The organism is Streptomyces sp. NPDC085900 (genome assembly GCF_044540925.1).
GTDB classification, from domain to species: Bacteria; Actinomycetota; Actinomycetes; order Streptomycetales; family Streptomycetaceae; genus Streptomyces; species Streptomyces gilvifuscus.
On sequence record NZ_JBITSP010000022.1, the window covers coordinates 43655 to 64969 of the forward strand.

17 protein-coding genes, 1 tRNA gene and 1 pseudogene are annotated in these 21315 nt (G+C 67.8%); 13 read left to right on the top strand and 6 right to left on the bottom strand.

What is annotated here, in order from left to right; translation table 11 throughout:
• Nucleotides 1-2 precede the first annotated feature (2 nt).
• A complete protein-coding gene (locus tag ACIGDI_RS42230) occupies nucleotides 3-1079 on the bottom strand; it encodes a type III polyketide synthase (RefSeq protein WP_399908039.1) in 1077 nt (358 codons plus the stop codon).
• 110 nt (nucleotides 1080-1189) lie between these two features.
• Between ACIGDI_RS42230 and ACIGDI_RS42235 the strand changes: the two genes are divergently transcribed.
• On the top strand, nucleotides 1190-2068 hold the full coding sequence (locus tag ACIGDI_RS42235) for a UbiA family prenyltransferase (protein ID WP_399908041.1): 879 nt from the start codon (nucleotides 1190-1192) through the stop codon (nucleotides 2066-2068).
• A 7-nt stretch (nucleotides 2069-2075) separates the two neighbouring features.
• On the opposite strand, the gene ACIGDI_RS42240 is transcribed toward ACIGDI_RS42235, so the two are convergent.
• Together ACIGDI_RS42240 and ACIGDI_RS42245 are read right to left on the bottom strand one after the other, a co-directional pair.
• Nucleotides 2076-2585 (bottom strand): hypothetical protein, encoded by a 510-nt coding sequence (locus ACIGDI_RS42240; RefSeq protein WP_399908043.1) that lies wholly within the window; start codon nucleotides 2583-2585, stop codon nucleotides 2076-2078.
• 95 nt (nucleotides 2586-2680) lie between these two features.
• Entirely contained in the window at nucleotides 2681-3352 is a 672-nt protein-coding gene (locus ACIGDI_RS42245) for an anti-sigma factor family protein (protein ID WP_399908045.1), read from the bottom strand.
• A 276-nt stretch (nucleotides 3353-3628) separates the two neighbouring features.
• Here ACIGDI_RS42245 and ACIGDI_RS42250 point away from each other — a divergent pair, with 276 nt between their 5' ends.
• From ACIGDI_RS42250 to ACIGDI_RS42275, 6 genes are all read left to right on the top strand, one after another.
• Nucleotides 3629-4180, top strand: a complete 552-nt coding sequence (locus ACIGDI_RS42250) for a hypothetical protein (protein WP_399908047.1) — start codon at nucleotides 3629-3631, stop codon at nucleotides 4178-4180.
• 391 nt (nucleotides 4181-4571) lie between these two features.
• Nucleotides 4572-4829: a hypothetical protein gene (locus ACIGDI_RS42255; RefSeq protein ID WP_399908085.1), complete on the top strand. Its 258-nt coding sequence runs from the start codon at nucleotides 4572-4574 to the stop codon at nucleotides 4827-4829.
• 216 nt (nucleotides 4830-5045) lie between these two features.
• Nucleotides 5046-5345 (top strand): nucleic acid/nucleotide deaminase domain-containing protein, encoded by a 300-nt coding sequence (locus ACIGDI_RS42260; protein ID WP_399908088.1) that lies wholly within the window; start codon nucleotides 5046-5048, stop codon nucleotides 5343-5345.
• Nucleotides 5346-5421: 76 nt separating this feature from the next.
• Complete coding sequence (locus ACIGDI_RS42265; RefSeq protein WP_399908048.1) at nucleotides 5422-5982, top strand: SUKH-4 family immunity protein; 561 nt, start codon at nucleotides 5422-5424, stop codon at nucleotides 5980-5982.
• 399 nt (nucleotides 5983-6381) lie between these two features.
• A complete protein-coding gene (locus tag ACIGDI_RS42270) occupies nucleotides 6382-6864 on the top strand; it encodes a TM2 domain-containing protein (protein WP_399908050.1) in 483 nt (160 codons plus the stop codon).
• A 7-nt stretch (nucleotides 6865-6871) separates the two neighbouring features.
• Nucleotides 6872-7282, top strand: coding sequence for a DUF2752 domain-containing protein (locus tag ACIGDI_RS42275; RefSeq protein WP_399908052.1), 411 nt, complete (start codon nucleotides 6872-6874; stop codon nucleotides 7280-7282).
• 400 nt (nucleotides 7283-7682) lie between these two features.
• On the opposite strand, the pseudogene ACIGDI_RS42280 reads toward ACIGDI_RS42275, so the two are convergent.
• Nucleotides 7683-8684, bottom strand: a pseudogene (locus ACIGDI_RS42280) (IS30 family transposase); the annotation flags it as partial.
• A gap of 104 nt (nucleotides 8685-8788) precedes the next feature.
• On the opposite strand from ACIGDI_RS42280, the gene ACIGDI_RS42285 reads away from it, so the two are divergent.
• The 6 genes from ACIGDI_RS42285 to ACIGDI_RS42310 all read left to right on the top strand — a co-directional run bounded on the left by ACIGDI_RS42285 (nucleotide 8789) and on the right by ACIGDI_RS42310 (nucleotide 12408).
• Nucleotides 8789-9328, top strand: coding sequence for a winged helix-turn-helix domain-containing protein (locus ACIGDI_RS42285; protein WP_399908055.1), 540 nt, complete (start codon nucleotides 8789-8791; stop codon nucleotides 9326-9328).
• Nucleotides 9325-9873 (top strand): transposase, encoded by a 549-nt coding sequence (locus ACIGDI_RS42290; RefSeq protein WP_399908091.1) that lies wholly within the window; start codon nucleotides 9325-9327, stop codon nucleotides 9871-9873. Before ACIGDI_RS42285 ends, ACIGDI_RS42290 begins: the two co-directional genes overlap by 4 nt.
• Nucleotides 9874-10936: 1063 nt before the next feature.
• Nucleotides 10937-11206 carry a prevent-host-death protein gene (locus tag ACIGDI_RS42295; RefSeq protein ID WP_399908057.1) on the top strand — a complete coding sequence of 90 codons (270 nt, stop codon included), beginning with the start codon at nucleotides 10937-10939 and terminating at the stop codon, nucleotides 11204-11206.
• Nucleotides 11196-11549 (top strand): hypothetical protein, encoded by a 354-nt coding sequence (locus tag ACIGDI_RS42300; protein WP_399908060.1) that lies wholly within the window; start codon nucleotides 11196-11198, stop codon nucleotides 11547-11549. Before ACIGDI_RS42295 ends, ACIGDI_RS42300 begins: the two co-directional genes overlap by 11 nt.
• A 535-nt stretch (nucleotides 11550-12084) precedes the next feature.
• A complete protein-coding gene (locus tag ACIGDI_RS42305; protein WP_399908063.1) occupies nucleotides 12085-12288 on the top strand; it encodes a cold-shock protein in 204 nt (67 codons plus the stop codon).
• A 46-nt stretch (nucleotides 12289-12334) separates the two neighbouring features.
• Nucleotides 12335-12408 (top strand) — tRNA-Met (locus ACIGDI_RS42310).
• 240 nt (nucleotides 12409-12648) lie between these two features.
• Here the strand turns inward: ACIGDI_RS42310 and ACIGDI_RS42315 are convergent.
• Together ACIGDI_RS42315 and ACIGDI_RS42320 are read right to left on the bottom strand one after the other, a co-directional pair.
• Nucleotides 12649-13557, bottom strand: a complete 909-nt coding sequence (locus ACIGDI_RS42315; RefSeq protein ID WP_399908066.1) for a hypothetical protein — start codon at nucleotides 13555-13557, stop codon at nucleotides 12649-12651.
• A gap of 1591 nt (nucleotides 13558-15148) precedes the next feature.
• The gene (locus tag ACIGDI_RS42320; protein ID WP_399908068.1) at nucleotides 15149-21061 is read right to left on the bottom strand and encodes a LamG-like jellyroll fold domain-containing protein; all 5913 of its coding nucleotides are present in this window, start codon (nucleotides 21059-21061) and stop codon (nucleotides 15149-15151) included.
• Nucleotides 21062-21315: the final 254 nt, after the last annotated feature.

Consider the following 21315-nt stretch of genomic DNA (forward strand, 5'->3'; position numbering starts at 1 on the left):
ACCTACCAGCGCAGGAGGACGAGTTCGGAACTGAAGCCCGGCCCGAGCGCCAGCAGCAGGCCGGGACTGCCGACCGGGGGCGGACGCAGGGCCAGGGTGTCGCGCAGGATGTGCAACACGGAGGCGGAGGAGAGGTTGCCGACCTCGGCGAGAGAGCGCCACGTCATTTCCAGCGAGTCTGGCCCCAGACCCAGTGCGTCCTGGAGGGCCTCCAGGACCTTGGGGCCGCCCGGGTGACAGACCCAGCCGGTGACGTCGTCCGGCTTGAGGTCATGTGCGGCCAGGAACGAACGCACCTCCTCGCCCACGTGGAGCCGAACCAGTTCGGGCAGTTCGGCGCCGAGAACGATCCTGAAGCCACCGTCCCCGATGTCCCAGCCGAGGGCGTCCTCGGTGCCCGGGTACAGGCGGCTGCGGGTGGCCACCACCTCAGGTCCGGCGTACTCCTGACGGCGGGGATGGTCCCGGCCGACGGCGACCAGTGCGGCGGCGCCGTCGCCGAAGAGGGCACCGGCCACCATGTTCTGCGCGGAGGTGTCGCCTCGCTGCAGAGTGAGGGAGCACAGCTCGATGGAGAGCAGCACCGCGACCTGGTCCGGGTGGCCCTTCAGGTAATCGTGGACTCTGGCCAGCCCGGCGGCGCCGGCCACGCAGCCCAGCCCGAAGACCGGCACGCGCTTCACGTCCGGGCGAAGCCCCAGGCGCCCGGCCAGCCGGGCCTCCAGAGACGGCGCGGCGATCCCGGTGACCGAGGTCGCGAAGACGAGGTCCACGTCGTGCGGGGCGAGCCCGGTGTCGTCCAGGGCGGCTCGCAGTGCCTGCTCGCCGAGCCGCAGGCCCTCTTCGATGAACAGGTCGTTGGCCTGGCCGAAGCCGTCCAGCAGGGCGTATCGCTCCAGTGGCAGGGTGAGGTGGCGGGTGCGGACACAGGCTGTGGCGTGCAGCCGGTCCAGCACTCCACGGTCCCGCTCCGGGGGAGTGGCTGCGGGAGGGCGCATCACTGCGAGCGCATCGGTGATCTCGCGCTGGTGGTAGCGGTGAGCGGGCAGCGCTCCGTGGACGGCCGCGATACGCGTCATCCGGCAAGAGTAGGGACGATCGTTAAGTAATCACCGCAAGACACATATCACCGGCATTTCGCGAGTGTGGGAACGGCGGGAGCGGTCCGGCCGCGCCTAGCATTCAGGGCGTGCACAGCGTCGAGACCTCGGCAACCCCGGCCACCGCGCTGCCTCGCCGCCGCAGAACCGGGCGCGTGATCCGCCTCCTTCAGGCTGCGCATCCCGCGCCTTCGGCGGCCGTGACCGCGGTGGTCACTGCGCTGGCCGCCGCATCCGGGCGGAGCAGCGCCGGTACGGTGCTGATCGCGGCAGCGGTGCTGAGTGGGCAGCTGTCGGTCGGCTGGAGCAACGACCTGATCGACGTCGACCGGGACGTGGCCGCCACGCGCCACGACAAGCCCCTGGCGAGTGGAGCGGTCTCGGCGCGGGCGGTGAGGATCGCGGCGGGCTGCGCCCTCGTGACCTGTGTGCCGCTCTCTCTGGCGAACGGATGGTTGGCGGGCGGCGCACATCTGATCGGTGTGGCCGCGGCCTGGGGCTACAACCTCGGCGTCAAGAGCACCGTCTGGTCGTGGCTGCCGTATGCGGTCGCCTTCGGACTGCTGCCCGCGTTCGTCACCCTCTCCCTGCCCGGTGCCCCATGGCCGCACTGGTGGGCGTCGGCCGGCGCCGCTCTGCTGGGGGTGGGCGCCCACGCCGCGAACGTCCTGCCGGACATCGCGGACGACCTGGCGGTGAACATCCGCGGCCTGCCGCAACGCGTCGGCCCCCGCGGCGCGCGGACGCTGGCGGCATCGGCGCTCGCTGCCGGCTCGGCCGCGCTGGTCCTGGGCCCGGCGGGACCCGTCGGCATGCCCGAACTGGCCGGGCTCGCCGCTACCTGCGCGCTCTCGCTCGTCGTCGCTCTCTGGCCGGCCGGGCGGAGCCGCACGCCCTTCCTTCTGTGTCTGGGCCTGGCCGCCGCCGACGTCGCCCTCCTGCTGCTGAGCGGCGCGCACCTCGCGTGACGAGGCATCATTCCGATCGCGTACCGATGAGCGCCGGAACCGCTCTGTCTTCACGGGAGTTGGTGCGCAGGCGGTGAGCCAGGAACAGCCCCGCTGCGGCGGTGACCATCGCTGCCGCCTCGGCGACAGCGGACGCGGTCTTCTCCGGGTACCAGCCGGGCTCGTACATGTTGGGCAGTGGCCCGACCGAGCCGACGTCGACGTACCGGTAGAGCAGCACGGCTGCGACGCCGACCGCAGCCACCAGCAGCGCGTAGACCCACACGAGGGGCCTCGTGCCCAGGAGGACCACCAACAGGGCCGCCAGCGCCGCGGCGCCGGCCTCGATGCGGAACAGATCGCCCTGACTGATCGTCTTGGTGACCGAGTCGTAGGTCGCGGCGAGGTCTGCGTGCACGTAGGCGTCCACCGCCAGACCGGCGGCGGTGAGCAGGCGAAGCACCCACAGACAGGCGCTCAGGGTGAGTATCCGCCGCGTCTGGGACGGTACGCGTGGTGCGGGTGCCTTGGTTTTCACGGGGCGCCTCCTTGAGTGCGTAGCCCTCCTTCAGGGGTACGTGTCAGGACACGTCACTGTTCATCCTCAATGTCGTTTTTCTGGGGAGATCGTGTTCACCGGGGTCGGAGCTCGATGAGGAGTCGGCCAGAGCTGGTGACGACGTCCATGCGGGCGATGTCGCGCACACCGAACGAGGACGACCCCGGGACACTGACCGCGGTGCCGTAGCCGGACGTCCAGGTGGCCGCCGTCTCGGTGTGGCCGTCATGGGCGTGTACCACCAGTCGGCAGACGGCCTGGGGGAGTCCTGACAGGCGAAGCCGGATCGAAGCGCCCGTCGCGCCCGGTGTGAGCGCGGCGGAGGCGGTCACGTGTGTGGCCGGATCGGTGGCGGAGACGGTGACCGCCGACCGGACCGTAGCCGGTTGATTGCTGTGCATGCTCAGAGATATGCCGATACCCGTCAGTGCGGCCGCGGCTGCGAGTGTGCCCGCGATCAGGACCCGGCAGCCCCTTGCCCGACGTACGAGGCGGGACATGGCCTGAGCCGTCCCGACCGACTTGGGCGCCGCGCCCGGGGCTGTCGGTGCCGGAACGGCCTGAGCTCTCTGTGGCGGCTCCTCGAAGGGCACATACTGCAGCAGTCCGACGAGCGGCTCCAGCTCCATCAGTTCGGCGCGGCATTCCGCGCAGCGGACCATGTGCCGCTCCAAGCCTGAGTGCTCCGCCGGTTCGAGCACCCCCAGCAGGTAGGCACCGAGAGCGAGGCTCTCGCGACACGTCATCGCATCGTCACCCCACCTCCGTCCCCCTGCCGACTGAACAGGCACCTGTGGGCGGAAGGTCGCTTTACCCGATATACGCGCATTGAGTACCGCATGTTCATCCGCCGCTCCGCTCGGCAGTGGAATGCCGGAGGCGCGCCAAACGAGACGGGGGCATGAGTGAATTAAATGGGCGTAACGGACGTATCGAACTACAGACCCGCCCCACCGCGGGCTCGTGGACCAGCCCTACCGCACACGTCACGGCAGGAGGTCCCAGCGGAAAGAAGAACCGTCATGAACCGCACCGCCACCATTGCTGCGGCTGCGACCGCCGTCGCGGCCTTCGCCGCCGGATGCGGAAGCTCCGGCACCACAGGCTCGTCGTCTCCAGCCACCAGCTCATCGCCTCCGCCCATCAGCTCCGCGCCCGCCACCGGCGGCTCCGGCACGCTGCAGGCACACAGCTCCCCCCTTGGCCAGATCCTGGTCGACGGATCTGGCCGGACCCTGTATGTGTTCAAGGCCGACAGCGGAACCGCCTCGCATTGCTACGGCAGCTGCGCTCAGGCCTGGCCACCCGACATCACCACCGGACACCCTAGTGTCCACGGCCTGAACGCCACCATGGTCGGCACCACCCCCCGGCACGACCACACCACCCAGGTCACCTACAACGGCCACCCTCTCTACCGCTTCTTCCAAGACGCCAAGCCCGGCGACACCACAGGCCAGGGCAGCACGGCCTTCGGAGGCGCCTGGTACGTGGTCAGTCCCAGCGGCACCCCGATCACCAGTTCCGTGCCCAGTCCCTCCTCAAGCGGGTCGGGAGGCGGCGGCAGCTACTGACCGTCGCAGACTGGACGTGCTGCTCGTGGCGCTGGCCGGTGAGCGAGACGTTGTATGGACGTGCCGTGCAGTGAGCGACGGGTTGACCGCCACGACCGGCCGTTGTGAGTGGCACTTCGCTGACAAGCTCGTGTCGCGGCCGTGGGGGCCTGTCCGCCTTCTCGTCGCAAGTGCCGTGCAAGCCGAGTGCGGTGTTCTGTCCGGGGAGGTTGTGGACACGTGAGCCAGATCCCGGCTGAGGGATCTTGAATAGGTGAGGCCTTCCGGGGTTTCGGTGTGTGAGGAGCCTTCTGGAGATCTTCTCCAGAAGGCTCAAGGAGGGGGTCAGTCGAGCAGGCGCAGCAGCGCGGCCACCATGACGATCGTCGTCTCTGACTCGGTGCGGCTGTCCTTGGGCTGCACCTGGCGCCAGCTGCCACCGGTGTTCGGGCCGGCCTGGCCCACCGTCTACCGTCGCTTCGCCCAGTGGAGCCGGGACCGCGGTCTGGGCCAGGCTGCACTGGGCCATCCTCGACGAACTCGGCGTCCGGGGCGAGCTGGACTGGTCGCGGCGCGCGATCGACTCCGTCAGCGTCCGGGCGGCAAAAGGGGGCCACTGACCGGACCGAATCCGACCGACCGCGGTAAATCTGATCGAAAATCCACCTGATCATCGACCGAAACGGCGTGGCTGGCCGCATACCGACGCCTGCACCGCCGCTACGAGCGCAAGGCCGAGCACTTCCTCGCCTTCGTCGGCATCGCCGCAGCCCTCCGGGGTGAAGGTGAAGCTCTGGCGGAAAAGCCCCGTTCCGAGGCGCACTGCAAGCAGGAGGGCTCTTCGTGCTCAGGTGGCCATGATTGCTCGGCTCCCGGAGCAAATTTCATAAGCAACAACTATGCTGCGGCCAGAGTGGAGGGCGCGAACGACAAGGGATATTTAATACTGGTCGCGCGCAGTAATGGGTACCGGCATTCGGAGCGCATGATTGGTACTCCATTCCTGAGGCAGGGAGAAGCAAGCAGAATAACTCAGCTCTATACCGAACGAGCACCCTGTGGCGCGGGAGTGAACTGCAGTGCCTGGATGGCGGAGAGATTACCAAACACTGCAGTCACGCACAGTTTCGGTGCCGGGAACGACGAGATGCAACTGTATCTCCCAGAACTGCAGGCCAGTAGATGATATATTTACACTTCCGAGCACCAGCCATGAATGACAGGGAAATAGTATGGATCGCCCCTCAGTGCTCACTCGCGAGATGTTGGAGACCGTGTTTGATCCGGCTGAACTGATCGTTGCTCCCGAAGGGAATCTCGCTGCTGTCGGTGACCCTGACGCCAGGGAGGTCCTGGGAACGCTGGGAATCCCCGTCTGGGGCAATCCGTGGTTCGATATGGAAGACGGGATCGCGCAGCGGTTCGGGCGTGTCGAGGATTGGGACGAGAAACTCGCCGACCGTTACTCCGTCGTCCCGGCGGGAGCGGGCAAGTGGATCGGCCTGGGCGGGATCCCTTATGACGGCATTGCCTTCGATCCGGACACCGGCAAGGTCTACTGCCTACCGGACGACTCCGAGATCTACCTCTGGAACAGTTCGCTCCGGTCTTTCGTGTACTTCCTGTACATCCTCCAACTGGAACGCCCGCACTTCAACCCGGAATGGGAGAGTGAGATCGAGGTGCTGTACGACCCCGAGGCCGCGCAGGCCCGTGTCCGCAGCGCGATGATGTCTGTGGACCCCGAAGCCCTGGAAAATCCCGGTTCTCGCTGGCACGGGATCCTCACGTACATCGTGGATCCCGAGCACCATTTCCTTTGAGGACCCTTGCGGGCGACCCGGCGCCGGGCGAGGACACTGTCGAGGTATTCAATCGGGGCGAGCACCATCATGCTCTGCAACGCCGACATGGGATATCAGCGACATGTGCAAGGGCGCCCGCGTGTGCCGCGGCCAGAAGTGCCGGAACATGGGGAGGGAGCTGCCACGCCGGTGGGCGCGAGTCCAGGGTAAGCGCTGCACCATCGTTGAGGACGGCGAGCGGTGCACCAGTGGGCGTGGCCAAGCTCGGCGATGGCCGCCTGTGCATCAAGTACAAGGGGCGTTTTCCGGAGGGGGCGGAACGGGCTTCTGCGACCCGGGGTCCGTCGGGCATGATGACCCGGCTGATTGTCGTCTTTTTGCGGGTCCTCCCGCTTCGGTCCCCAGGAGCAGTCCCCCTTGAGCGAAGAGCAGGGTCACGAACAGCAGGATCCCAAGCAGGGCCCCCAACCGGGGTACCAGCAGCCGGGTCCCCAGTCGGGGGACCAGCAGCACAGTCCCCGGCCGGGATTCCCGCCGCCGGGCCCCGAGTCGGGATACCAGCAGCCGGGCTATCCGCCCCCCTACCCGCCCCCCGGATTCCCGCCGCCGGGCTACTACCCGCCCCCGCCCCCTGGGACGTACACCGGAGACCCCAACGCCCCCTACGGCTACGACCCGTACGGGCGGCCGTACTCCGACAAGTCGAAGGTCATCGCGGGCATCCTCCAGCTGACGCTCGGCGGCTTCGGCGCCGGGCGCTTCTACCTGGGCAACGTCGGGATGGGCCTCGCCCAGCTCTTCACCTGCGGCGGGCTCGGCGTTTGGTCGCTGATTGACGGGATCCTCCTGCTCACCGGAAACGACCACACCGATGAACACGGCCGGATCCTCCGGAGCTAGGGCGCAGGTGCCCCAGTCCTCGGTGCCCCCGCGCCGCTACCTGTTCCGCCACCCCGCGACGGCACCCTCGGCGGTGCTCGTCGCGGGAGCCGTCGGTGCGGTGTATCTCTACTGCACCGACCCGCACGAGCCCGGCCACGTCCTGCCGCAATGTCCGTTCCACATGCTCACCGGCCTGCTGTGCCCGGCCTGCGGCGGCACCCGCATGGTGTACGACCTGATGCACGGCCACTTCACCGAAGCATGGCTGGACAACCGGGCCCTGCTGCTCGCCTCGCCGTACGCCCTGGTCCTGCTGGGCCGCTGGGCGTGGGCGGGCCTGCGCGCCCGTCGCTGGCGCCCCACGCTGCGCCCCCGGGCCCAGGTGGCCGTCCTCGCGGTGGCCCTGGCCTGGACGGTGGCCCGCAACCTCGTCTGACCCCCTTCCGTCCGAGGTCCGTAGTCCGTGCCGGCTCGTCCCTCGGCACGGGAATCGTGATGTTCGCCGACGAGAGACAAGCGGGAACCGTGGCGACGGCTGGGGTCTGGAGACTGCCGAGGAGCGGCTCGCCGTGGGCGAGTTGATCCGCCGCCGGGTCTTCCAGGAGGTCGCCGTTGAGCCGTTCGAGGGCAGGCGTCACCTGGCCGTATGGCCAAGAGGGGAGGGGCATACGCACCCGGACGGCGCGGCACTGACGACCGACTGCCCAGCTACGTGATCCCTTTCCAGGCGCGGCTCTGCCCGTCCGGGCGTCCCGCGGAACTGCCCACTGTCTTCGTAGTTGCTGAGCCGGATCTCGTAGTTGTTGACGTACGAAGTGGTCAGGCACGTTGTCATTCGTCCCGCGCTCCCAGGGACTGCCGGGGCGCGCGAAGAAGATCCCGTCGGTGAAGTAGGGGGCGAGTTCGTGATGGCGGGCCATCTCGGAGCCCTGGTCCCAGGTGAGACTCCGGCGGGCTCGCGTCGGCAGCCTGCTGAGGGTGGCGATGAGGGCGTCTCGCACCTGGCCGGCCGAGTGGCCATCAGGCAGTGGGACCAGGCAGAGATAGCGAGTTCGTCGGTCCACGAGCGTGGCGACGGCGGACTGGCTGCGGGCACCCACGACGAGGTCGCCCTCCCAGTCGCCGAGACGCCCGCGCAGTTCGATAACCGGTGGCCGTCGGTCGATGAGGACCGCTGGTGCGACGAATCGGGGCATGCGCTGGTCAGGTCGGCGCCGCTTCTTTCTCAGCGGCCGGCCGGTGCGGAGTTTCCTGGTCAGGGTCCTGCTCAAGCCGCCCTTGGCACCTTGATAGAGGGCCCGGTAGATGGTCTCGTGACAGACATGCCGCTCGGGACGATCGGGCCAGCGGGTCCTGAGATGGGCGGCTATCTGCTCCGGGCTCCACTCCAGGTCCAGCTTGGCCTGCACCTCTACTCTGAGTTCGGCATCCTTGGACAGTTTGGAACGTCTGGGACGTTCGGCTCGTTCGCGGCCGCGGTGGTGAGCCAGGTCGGCGTCGTATCTGTCGTAGTCGTGCGGGCGGCTGTTGCGCCGCAACTCCCGGCTGACCGTCGACGGCGCCCGTCCGAGCAGGCCGGCTATCTCCCGGATCGTCAGGCCACGACCACGCAGCGAGGCGATCCTCCGGCGCTCCAGCAACGACAAGTACCGGCCCGAGCGAGAACTTTCCGGCACATAGTCCGGCTGCAGCCCGCCGTTCTCCGCCCGCCACCGGTAGCCCGTCTTGCGCCCGATCCCAAGCCGCCTGCACGCCTCGACGCTGCCCACCCCGGCCGCCAGAAGGCGCCAGCACTCGGCCTCAAGCTCCAGCCTGCGCTTGCGTCCTCGCCTCGCCATCAACACTCCACAATGATCAAGGAATGTTGCGACAAGCGTTACTGACCTTGCTGGTGTGATGTCGCGGGGCTGACACGTGACGGTTTTGGCAGTAGGCCGGTCGTATGAGGTATCCGCAAGGGGGCGGGCTGACCGCGGAGCGACGGGCGTTTCGCGAGCACATTCGGATGCAGGCGGCCGAGTTATTCACCCTGGGAGATGCCAACGGGGCGGTCGCCAAGCAGTTACGTGTCAGCGTGCGGTCGGTGCAGCGGTGGCGTCAGGCGTGGGAGCACGGCGGGACACCTGCCCTGGAGTCGAAGGGGCCCGCGTCCAGGCCCAAGCTGAGTGAGGCACTGTTCGCGGTGCTCGAGCAGGAGCTGGCCAAGGGGCCGGTCGCGCCTGGCTGGCCGGACCAGACCTGGACGCTGGCACGGATCAAGGCGTTGATCGGGCGCCGCTTCCACAAGAGCATGACGCTCTCCGCCATCGCGCAGATGCTCCACCGGCACGGCTTCAGCCACCAGGTCCCCGCCCGCCGCGCGATGGAGCGTGACGAGGAAGCCGTCACTGGCTGGGTGAAGGAGACCTGGCCGCTGGTGGAAACGCCGTGGCGGCGCTCGGGGCCTGGCTCTGCTTCGAGGACGAGGCCGGGTTCTCGATGACGCCGCCCACCGCCCGCACCTCGTCCCGGCGCGGACAGACCCCGGTCATCCGGGTGCGGGGACGCTCTCAGCGCCGCTTCTCCATCGCTGCCCTGGCCTGCTACAAGCCTGGCGAGCGCTCGCGGCTGATCTACCGGCCCAAGCGGCATGCTGATCACAAGCGGGGCGGCAGACGCAGTTTCACCTGGACCGATTACCGCGACCTGCTGACCGACGCCCACCAACAACTCAGCGCACCCATCGTGGTCATCTGGGACAACTTGAACGTCCACAAGCACGCCCGGCTACGGGAGTTCATCGACAGTCATGACTGGATCAGCTGCTACTTCCTGCCGGCCTATGCACCCGACCTCAACCCCGTCGAGGGCATCTGGTCGCTGCTGCGACGCAGCAGCCAGGCCAACACCGCCTTCACCGACCCCGACCACCTGCTGAGTGCCCTTCGGCAAGGGCTCCGGCACATTCAGTACCGCAGCAACCTCATCGATGGCTGCCTCAAGGAAACCGGCCTCACCCTCACGACATCACGCCAGCAAGGTCAGTAGCGGGCCTGGAACCACTGGAGCCCTATCCCGGTACAGATCTCCCCTGGCGGTGCCGCTGCACGACCTGCGGCAGGATCGGGACGCCTACTCACGGGTCCGTCAAGCGCGGGCAAGGGGGCTGCGGCCCGTGCGGGCGCAAGAGCGCCGGGCGGAGGATCAGCCGGGCGTGGTCGCTTCGCCGCGAACTGCCTCGTACCGATGGCGACCAGGCGGAAGTTGAAGTGCGGGGCTTCGGCCTGGAGCCGCTCAAGCCCTATCCGGGGCCGAGCAGCGTGTGGAGCTGCCGCCATCTCGTATGCGGCCGCGATGTTGAGATCAGGTTGAGTAACCTCAGGCGCGGCCTGCGGTCCTGCCCGCACTGTCCGTCTTCTCCGGGGGGTAGACGCCGCTGGCCTGCTGACGAGGCCGAGGCCCTTATGCGCGCCGCCGGCCTGGAACCGCTCGAACCATACGCCGGGCGCCGCGACAAGGCGTGGCGGTGCCGCTGCAACGGCTGCGGTGGTGAGACGTCACCGAGTCTGGGCGGCATTCTCGCCGGACAGGGCGGCTGCCGGCACTGTGTTCACGCGGGCCGCGGCGTTTGCTGAGAGGGATTACCCAAAGCAGTGGGCGCGCTGCGCGAGCAGCCTGTTCAGCCTGATCTCTGACCCAGGTCGCGTGCTGGCCGCGCTTGGCCAGCAAGATTTCAGGAAAGTCGGAGACCGGCCCGCCCGCTCCTAAAGAGGGCGTTCAGTGAGCCCATTCCAACTTCAGGCGACAGCCGATCGTGCGGCAGACCCCCTCGCCCCAACCGCGAGCCGGCACGTTAGCACTCACCGAACGAGAGATCACTCTCATCTGGGCATGGCGCCACACCACGTCCGAAGTCTGCCGGGCCTGGATCAACCAACGTCTGTGCAACCGACGATGATCGTTTACGCCTGGGGCGCGGTCTTCTGCTTGAGGCGTTCGTAAGGAGTCTGGCCGCCGAGGTCCCGATCGTGGGCGCGGACAAACCCTGCGTCGCAGGGACGAAGAAAACACGATGTAGCCCGGGTAGCACACCTTAGCTAGCGTGGACAGCATGACAGCGCAGCTGGAGATCACTCAGCGCGATCTGCGCACCCGTTCCAAAGAAATCATGGACGCCGTCCAGGGAGGGCAGGCGTTCATCGTCACCAGCGATGGGCACCGTGTCGGGGAGCTGATCCTGCTCCGCCGCCGTCGCCGCTTCGTTCCCCGTGCCGAGTTCGCGGCCATGTCACGCACCGCCCCTGACATCTCACTGGACGCCTTCCGCGACGACCAGGACGCCCTCGTCGAGCAGGAGTTGGACGACCCGTATGTCCGTTGAGCACGAGCAAGGCCTGCTCGATACCAACATACGGACGAGGCCCGTCCTCGCCTCTTTGGTGATCGTGACGCTCGCGGTGGTTCCCTGGGTCGTCGCCGTGCTCCCGCTCACCTTCAACGGCATGCAGCAGGTGGAGGAATCCGGCACCAAAGCCGGGTCCGCCGCACTGGGCATCTCGATGCTGGCGCTTGCGGCACTGCCGGTCGTTGCCGCGCTACTGGCCCTCGGATGTGGGCTCACCGCTCGAGTCGAGGTCAACAAGATCGTGCAGATCTCGGCAGCAGCCCTCTTCTTCGCAGGTCTGGTGTCGTTCTTGTTCGCCATGCTGCTCGCCATGGCGTAAGCAGGCGGCGGTACAGCACGGCAGTGGCGGCCTCCCTTCAGCGGAGGCCGCCACTGCCACTCAGAGCGCGCGTCAGCCAGTCGTCCAACGCGGCCGGCGATGCGCCCGTCCACGTAAGGTGGGCATCGGGGCGGACGAGCATGACGTCCCTCTTCCTTGCGGTCTGAGGGCTCACCTGGTGGTGGTGATGTCGAGGCGGCAGGTGAGTGGGCATGGACCGTGGGGTGTGGGGTAGATGGGTGCGGCTGGCCGGGAAAGGGGTCGTGACCTGGGGAGGTCGGAGGTGCCCTTTCCCGGCCCTTGGTTTCGCGGGACGCCGTAAGCGCGCTTGTCCTGTGGGAACGCCACCACTGTCTGCCCCCGCAGCCAGCTGCTTCCCGCCACGCCTGAAGTCAGCGAGCCGCCTCCAATTCGCGGACGGATGATCGAAGGACGGGTACATGGCCGGGGTAGAACGATGCCGGGCGTCATCCCGCAGGGGAAGGCCCCGTTGTCGACCCGGCCGGCACCCCCGGCAAGATTCGAAGGACGCAGTATGGCCAGCGGCACCGTGAAGTGGTTCAACTCCGAGAAGGGCTTCGGTTTCATCGCCCAGGACGGCGACGGACCGGACGTCTTCGCTCACTACTCGAACATCTCTGGCAACGGCTACCGCGAGCTGGTCGAGGGAGAGCCGGTCACGTTCGACGTCACCCAGGGCCAGAAGGGCCCCCAGGCCGAGAACATCGTCCGCGGCTGACGTCGCCCGCTGGCCTCTGGAGCCTTGTGTAGAGTGGCACCACCGACGCGGGGTGGAGCAGCTCGGTAGCTCGCTGGGCTCATAACCCAGAGGTCGCAGGTTCAAATCCTGTCCCCGCTACGAAAGTCAGGGGCCCGGCACCAGCCGGGCCCCTGACGCGTCTGACGATGCGCTCAAGGAAGGGAGGTCGATGGCCTCCCCTTTCTGTCTCCACGCCGTCATCGGTCAGCTGCTCATCCTGGCAGCGGTTTGAGCGCTGACGAGTAGGACCGCGCCGAGGACGATGTACTGGCCACCCTGACCCGGGCCTGTAACGGAGCCTGCGCGGTGGATCCCAGCGCCGCGGAGGGGGGCCGTGCCTCAGACCACGGTCCGACCGTTGCGCCGCGCCGGGCAGTCTCGCAGCAGCTTTCGAATCTGCTCGGAGCGGTCGACCCCCGGTCCGAGTTCGTGCCTACGGCGTTGCAGCAGCGCCCTCGTTGCGTCGTCCAGCTGCTCGCAGTGCCCCCTGAACACCTCGCGCAGTGCCTTCAGCACCCAGTACTCGTTGAAGGGCTTGTCCTCGGTCACCGCTGCCTCGGCGAGCGCCGGTCCCCAGACCGGATTCGGGTTGGCGTACAGGTAAGCGGCGGCGGCCAGCCGCAACCCGGGGTCGCCGCTGTGGAGATGTTGATCGACGTCGAAATCTCGGGTGCCTCGGAGCAGCCGGATCATCTCGTCCACCAGGTCGCTCATCGCCTGCGTCCGCGTGCGTCCGCTGGCCATGGTCCACCGGATCTCGTTGTACCGCGCCGCCAGCCGATCGACGGGGTCTACCGGCGGCTCGGCGGGCCTACCGGTGGGCTGCGCCCTGCTGAGCGCCTCTCTCACACCGTCAGCCAGGTCCTCGGCGGTCTCCTGGTGTCTCGCGTCGCTCTGCCTCGCCTCTCGGATGGCGTCCTGCGCTGCGCTTTGGGCCTCTTCTACCTGCCTCTTCAGAGTGATTCCGAATCCGGATACCTCGGAGAAAAAGACACCCAGGAGCACTAGGATCACGAGACCGGTGATGACCATGGGCGGATCTGTCATCTGGGGATGACGGCACACTCTGACGACTGTGCCGTTCGATGCCAACTGCTGGTCGCACACCTCGGCCGTGAAGAACAGGACGACGGCCGCACCTGCGGCGAGGACCACCAAGGAAGCCGCCATCCACTGAGATGGGCGGACCGCTTTCCAGCTCGCCCGTCGACGGGCCGTCGAGCCGTCATCAACTCCAGTCCCGGTCATCCCCCACCCTTTGGCGCCTGTCGGCACAGGCCGCCATGCTGGCCTCCTCAACGGCCGCTTGGCAAGCAGGACTTGCTGCCCAATTCAGCAGCATCTCCGCGTCCACCGACGTCGTGCCCACTGGGCGCAGCACTGCGGCGCAGATGCCGATCGCATCTTGGTGAGCTCGGCCCGGTGGGCGTCGCGGTCGAACCTCTCTGGAGGCGGGAGCATGGCGTGGCCTTGGTGAAAGTGGTCGGCCGCTGAGATGGGTGGGCATCTGCGACGCATCGCCCCGCCGCGGGCGCGTCGTTCAACCAGTTCGGGTACGGGCCTGTTTGGCTACGCCCGTCGTGTTGTAGCAATATCGGGCCATTTCCTCGCTTACGTCGTAGGCAGCGGCGATGTCGGCGGGCTTCATGCTCTTTCTTGCCGCGCTGAGGAGCCGGGGGCGCGGCAGCCTCAGAGTGCGGCCGAAGGCAGTTGCCTGCTCTTCCTCTTCGGGCTGGCAGGTGCGCAGGTGTGCCATTGAGTTCTCGGACCTCGCTGGGATCGTGCTGGAGCAGCAGGTAGGAGAGCTCATGGGCGATGTCGCTGGCCTGCTGGCCGTCGAGGCGAAGTGGATTGGTGACGATGTGGGGCCGTCCGGCGATCTGGACAGTGGCGGCGGAGCTGGCGGGCGGCGGGCTGGCAGCGTGTGCACCTGGTCGACATGCGGCCGACGATCCGGCAGGCGCGGTGCACGCGGGGCGTCCCCTGCGTGCTCGTACGGCTCCTGAGGTGGTGTGCGGCCTTCTCAGTCGCCGAGCAGAGCGCCGGTGCCTTCGGGGGGTGAATCGGCTGAGCGCCTGGGCTATCCCGGCCAACGTGTCGGGGTGCAGCTGTACTCGCGCGGCGAGGTTTTCGGCGATGTGGGCGGGGTGCGGCCGCCCGGGATGGGGACGACGTGTTCGTCCGGGTGGAGCAGCCAGGCCAGGGCCAGTTGGGCCGGGTGAGCCCGAGGTCGGCGGCGATGCCGCGCAGCGGGGCGGTCTCAGATGCGTATGCACAAGCGAGCGGTCGCCGCCGTCTTCGCGGCCACCGTCGCCCTGACGGCCCCGGCCCTCGCCCCCCAGGCCGTGGCTGCCCCCATGCCCTCAGAGACCAGCAAGACCCCCAAAAACTACCGTCCGCCTCGTTTTCCCAACACCGGCCGGGGACAGCGGCACGATCGCTGTGCTGTGCGGGAACCCCCGCTACCAGTAGCTCAGCGGGACGTGGTTTGCGGGGTCTGGTGAAGCCGGAATCTTCCCAAGGTCCTCTACGACGGCGTCGCGGAGTGGGCCAACATGTTTCCGTGAGCCTGTCAGGTGGACTGGTCCAGTGTTCTGGACAGGCGGTCTGATCTGGAGCTGCGTTGAGCAAGTGCGTTGAACGGGCGGTGCGTCTTCTTTGCTCGGCCACATGGCTGGGAGACGGTCTTGACGTTCGTCCGACGCTGGTGCTGAGGACGCCTCAGACCGACGAGGAGTGAGTCCTGTGAGTGGCTCTGGTGCGCTTGGAGGGCCCCGTCCAGCGGCGGGGCCCCGTCGCTCCTGGACGGGAGTGGCGGGGCCCGAGGCCCATTGCGCGGTCAGTGCAGGGTGCTGACCTCGGTCGCCGAGAGTGTCCGCGGGTAGACGTGGACGTCTGCGACGGAGCCGGGAAAGGCCAGGTAAGGGGCTGTGGCGGAGGCGCTGTTGACGCAGCCGCCGATGGTCAGGGGGAGGGAGGAGTCGTACTGGGGGCTGAGGTTCGTAGCGGTCCCCACCAGCGTGCCGTTCTGGTAGAGAGCCATGTTGCCGGTGGTGGAGCCCCCGGCGACCGGTGCCCGGAAGGTGGCGACCAGGTGGGTCCAGGCGCCGATCGGGCCGGAATTGTTGTCTCCTTCCGCGGTGGGGAAGTCGGAGTTCTCGTCGTTAGTGGTGCTGGTCTGGAACATCCAAGCGCCACTGGGTTTGTCGTAGGAGAGGTAGAAGGCTTGGTGCTGGGTGGTGCCCTGGCAGACGGCAGTGGTGCCGAGGGCTGAGTTGATCTTCACCCAGGCGGAGACGGTGTAGTCGCCGAGGGTGTTCACCGCGCTCTGCTTGCTTTTGAGGAAGCCGGTGTTGCCGTCGAAGGCGACACTGCCGGACAGCCCGCTCGGCGCGTCGGTGCCGAAGGCGACACTGCCGGACGGGGTCACCGGGTTGAGGGAGGTGATGTCGGTGCCGTCCCCGGAGAGCTTCCACTCATCCTCGGGCATGCCTTTGTCCCAGCCGGTCGGCACGATCACGCTGCCGGCGTCGGCCTCGCTCGCCGACATGGCGTACGGGTAGACCTGCACGTCCGAGACGGAACCGGGGAACGCGTTGTACGGCGTGGTCGTGTCGGGGCTGTTGACGCAGCCGCCGATGGTCAGGGGCATGGACGAGTCGTACTGCGGGGTGAGGTTGGTGGCGGTCCCCATCAGGCTGCCGTTCTGGTAGATCGACATCGTGCCGGTGTTGGAGTCGCCGTCCACGGGAGCGGTGTAGGTGACCAGGAGGTGGGTCCAGGTGCCCAGGGCCCCGGTGCCGGTGTCTCCTTCCGCGGTGGGGAAGTCGGAGTTGTCGTCGTTGGTGGTCGTGGTCTGGAACATCCAGCCCTTGTTGCTGCTGTCGTATCCGATGTAGAACGCCTGGTGCTGACTGGTCCCCTCACAGATCGCGGTGGCGGGACCGGTCGAGGAGTCGAGCTTCACCCACGCGGAGACGGTGTAGTCGGCGAGGGTGTTGACGGCGGTGTGGTCGCTCTCCAGGAACCCGGTGTTGCCGTCGAAGGACGTGGCACCGGCCGGGGCGTTGAGCGCATCCGGCCCGCCCGCGTTGAAGGTCGCAGCCCCGACCGCGGTGAACGGGTTGTCCCCGCGCTGGTCGGTGCCGTCGGCGGACAGCTCCCAGCCGTCATCGGGGGTGTCGCTGCCGGTGGCCAGCGGGACGATCAGGTTCGGAGCGATGCCGACGACCTGCGTGTTGGTGTCGGTTAGGTACCGGCCGGCGAGGTCGGCGTAGTACGCGTTGGAGGGGCTGCCGCTCGACAGGTCGGCCGCCTTCACGGTCGACGAGGTGGCCGTGCCGTCCGTGGAGACGGCTGAGGCGAAGTCGATGACCTGGGTGGGGAAGGTGTCGAGCAGGTACTGGTTCACCTGCTCGCGTGCGGTCTCCTGCGTTGCCGTGCCCGGGTGGGCGGCAGTGAACGGCGGGATCGTGGTGAGGTAGACGGTGATGTTGGAGTTCTGTGTGACCGGCTGCCCGTTGACGTAGGTCTGGCCGTCGTCGGTGTAGTACGAGCTGAGCTGGCTGTTGAGCGAGGCCAGTCCGTTTTCGACCTTCGTCGCGCAGGTGTTGGCGTCGCTGGTGCAGTTGAGCAGGTCGGTGGCGCCGGTGGAGACCAGAACGGTGCGCACGTTGCTCTGGGCCAGCACGTTGTGGTCCAGCGGGTTGAGCGCGTTGGTCGGGGTGTCGCTGTTAGTGATCTGCGGCAGCAGGTTGTTGCTCAGGCTGTTGCTGTTGGTGCCGGCGTTGAGTACGCCGTAGTCCACCGAGTCGTCCCCGTTGGGGTCGTCGATCAGGGCGCTGGTGATGGCGTCGCTGAGGTGGTGCTGGCCGTCGCCGCTCGCGGTGTCCCCGTTGACGCTCTGGTCGCCGTAGAGGACCAGCGAGCCGGTGGGGGCGGAGATGGGGGTGGTGACGTCGATACCGGCCAGGTACGGCAGACCGGTGTACGTCGTCTGCGTGAACTTGGTGGCCGTGATGTCACCGGTGCGGTTGGCCGCGTCGCTCACCCACACGGGTGTCTGAGCCGCAGCATGACCGGGCATGGCGGACGCTGAGCCGTGTGCCTGCAGGCTGACCAGCACGGTGGCCTGCTGCGTGACAGCCAGCGGCACCGGGTCGCTGGTGATGTCGCCGCCTGCGGGGATGGTGACGGATGCGGAGCCTCCGAAGGTCAGCGTCGTCGGTGCCGCGGCGGTCGTGGCGCCGCCCGCGGTGGTGTCCTGCAGGGCGACGGAGGCCGCGTCGAAGGTCACAGGGCTGGTGCCCATAGCGTTGGACAGGTGGATGCGCACGCCGCTGCCGTCATCGGTGCCGATGCTGACGTGCGCCGGTATGCGCAGAGTTTGACCGTTGACGGTGGCGGTGCTGCCGCCGGACTGCTGCACCTTGGCGGTGTCCTGGGCCGAGGACCAGGTGCCGACCCAGTGCTGGGTGCCGGATCCACTTCCAGTGACGGTCAGCGGCCGAACGCCAAGCCCGAGGATGTGCAGGGTGGGCTGGCCGGACTGGACGCCGTTGGTGAACAGCGGCAGCGAGATGCTGCTGATGACCGAGCCGGGGCATTGCAGCGGGACGCTGATGGCGTAGATCTTCGGTCCGGGGTTGGGGCTGGTCTGGGTGTTGTTGCTGTGGTTCTGGTGGACGAGGGTCAGCGAGGCCGCCGAGGCGGGGCCACCGAGCCAGTCCGGCACGGTGTCCAGCGTGTATGACTGTTCCGCGGGGTTGCCGTCCGGGTCCAAGCAGTTGTTCTTGGCGTAGGTGATGGTGCCGCTGGCGCCCTTCGCCGCGCCGCCGGTGGCGAAGCCGAGGAAGACCACGGCGTCACCGGTGTTCACCACGTCGCTGCCCGGCACGGTGACGGTCTGGCCGGAGGCCAGCATATTGTCGTAAGTGCCGGTGCCGAACTTCGGCAGCGTGATGCCGGTGCCGTTGACGGTCACCGTCTTTCCGCTCTGCCAGCCCGCCGTGCTGGTGAGATCGGCGGAGTTGATGCTGTTGCCTGAGCCGTCGGCGTCGGCCGGGCTGGTCGTGGTGGTGAAGGTGCTGGTGGCGGTGTTGTTCAGGCAGCTGCCTGTGCTGTTGATCGCGCAGGTCAGTGCCGGCGCGAGGCGCAGGACGTCGATGCCGGCCTGGTAGCCGGTGGAAGCGGTGTTCTTGCCGGTCAGGGTGAGAGTCAGGGTGTGCACACCCTGCTTGAGGGTGAGCAGCTGGCCGTTGGCGTCCTTGGGCATGCCGAGATTCACGAACCGGGTGGTGACGTAGGAGTTGTAGGCGTCGAAGTTGCTGAGCAGTGTTGACTCGGTGGGCTTGCCGGCGTCCAGGACCAGCTTGTAGATGCCGTAGTCCTTGGCTTTAGTCAGGTTGGCCCCGAAGCTCCAGGGGCCGTCCTTGGGGATGTCGAAGCCGAGCGTCGCGTTGTCACCGGAGACGACCTTTGACGTGCTGCTCTTGTTGGCGAGCATGGCCTGGTAGCCGTCGGCGAACTCGTAACCGCTTCCGGCTGCCTGGCTGATCAGCTGACCGCCCTTGGTGGTGGTGGTCGCCTTGGGCACGGCGGTGGTCGTATTGTCCGCGTTGGTCGCCGTCCAGCCGCTGATCATCTTGTCGCCATAGGCGTACGTCGGCGTGCTGGTGCCGGCGTAGAAGGCGTAGGCCGTCTGGGAGATGGACGTCGAGCCGGCCTGGTCCACGGCCTTGGCGTACAGGGTGTGCGGTCCCGCCTTGCCGGGAGTGAAGGCGGGTGAGGCGCTGCCGTTGACGGCCGAGGTGCCGGTGCCGGGGCCGTTGTCCGAGGTGGCGTAGTACACATGGCCCGGCACGATCGTCGTACTCATGGTCCAGTGGGTGACGCTGCTGCTGTAGACCGTGTTGCCGAGCGTGGCGTCCAGCGCGAACAGGTAGCCGGTGATGTTGTTGGTGTGGTTGTTGCTGAGAGTGAAGGTGCCCTTGTCGCCGAAGGCGGCGCCGATCTGCTTGGCCGGGAACTGACTGGAGGTCACCGTGGGCGCGGGCGGCGCGCTGGTGTCCACGGTGAAGGTCTGGGTCTTGGTCCAGATGCCGGAGCCGGTGCCGGCCCAGTAGCCGGCCGCGTTCTGTGCGGTGGCCTTCCAGGTGTAGGTGCCGTCCGGCAGGCTGGGGGTGGTCCAGTCGCTGCCGTTGGTGTTGTACCGGGCGCGCTTCTTCGAGTCGGTGCTCGGTCCGAAGCCCTGATGCACCAGGGTGCCGGAGGAGTTGTAGACGTTGTATTCGATGCGCACCAGCTCGCTACCGCCGGCCAGGTCGGGGTCGACCGCGCGTGCGGACAGCGTCGGGGTGTGGGTGGTGGTCATCGTCTTACCCATGCTCACCGTGGACGGCTTGATGGCAGGGGTGCCGGTGCCGTTCTTGAGTTTGGGCCGGTAGCTGTAGGTGACCGACATGGTTGCGCCGCCGCCGTAGGCGAGCTGTTTCCACTGCTGGGGGTCGTTCATGTCGGGCGACTGGACCATCAGTGTCATGCTCTTCCAGCCGCCGGCCGCCGCGCTCTGTGCCCGGGAGGTCACGTCGAACTCGAGCGACGGCGGGCTGACCCAGGAGTGGGCACCATCGGTCACTGGGCAGGTGCCGGCCTCGTGGCTCTTGGGGTTGGTGCCCAATGAGCCGGTGCGCTCTTTGGGCTCATGGCCCCAGTACAGCGAGGAGGAACCCCAGCCGGCGGGGCGGTCGGTGCCGTAGACGGCCGCCGGGGTGTCGGAGCAGGAGGCGGCGGAGAGCTGCTTTACGTACAGCGAGGCGTGACTGACCACGGCGCCTTTGATGCCGCTGGTGTTCATCTGGTAGTAGGTGCGAGCCCGTTCACCGTTGCCAGGGGCGTTGTTGTCCCACCCCTCGCGGGCATTGGTGGATCCCGAGGTGGACGTCGAGTTGTAGACGTTCCATCCGTTGTCGGAGATCCGTGCCCAGTCCAACTGGGAGGGCCGGCCGCTCCACTCCGGATCCACGTAGACCGGGTAGGCGGTGCTCTTGGCGGAGAGCAACTTCTCGTCCAGGCCCAGCAGTTGCTTTCCGGGCTTCAGGCTCACCCGGACCTGGGCGCGGTGCCTGCCGACCTTCGCCGCCGCCTTGTGCTCGGCCCGGGTGGAGGAGGCGGTCGCGGTGTGGGCAAGGCTGGTGCCCCGCCGGCCGGCGCTGTCCCACATCAGCGCGGTGTCACTGTGGAACACCGTCTCGCCGGTGTGCTTGTCCGTGGCCTGCATGCCACCGTCATGCGTGGGAGCGAGCTTGAGATTGCTCGCCGTGGTCCTGAGCTCGAGGTTCCGCAGGTGCGGATCGGCGGCGGCCTTGGGGGTCTTGACCACGAGGATCGAAGAGTAGCCGGAGGCGTCCGCAGTCAGCTGGAGGTCGACCTGAGGCAGCACATCGGGGTACGTCGCGGTGTCACCGGAGATCACCGGCTTGGGCAGTGCGCCCGGCCAGGAGAACCCCAGCCTGTCCTTGCCGCTGTGCAGTGTGACCAGCGCACCGGAGCCGCCGCCGGAGAAGGCCACGTCCGTGACGGCGGCCTTGGGCGCCCAGGTCCCGTCCGCTCGCCGCACCAGCGTGGTGTCGATCGGTACCCACTTCCCGTGCAGCTGTGTGCGCTGCGGCATCGAGGAGTCGGTGCGGGTGAAGGTGCCGTCAGGGTTGGCTACCACCACCGTTCCCGTGTCGGTGAGTTGGTCGATGGGCACCGACTTGCCGGTCGCCTTCGCCCGGGCGGACGCCGCCTCCGTGGGGTTGAGACGCGTTTCGGCGGATCGGGGACCGGCGTGGGGGCGTGAGGCGGCTGGAGCGATTGGTGTCGCATGTGCTGGTGCCATGGCGGCCAGCGACCCGGCTGCCAGGGTCGCGGCGAGGACGGTGGAGAGCAGTCTCGCCGTGGGGCGTCTGGAACCGCGTCTGGGTGTGCGAGAGGCGGACATCGAAGTTGGTGTCCTTCGAACTC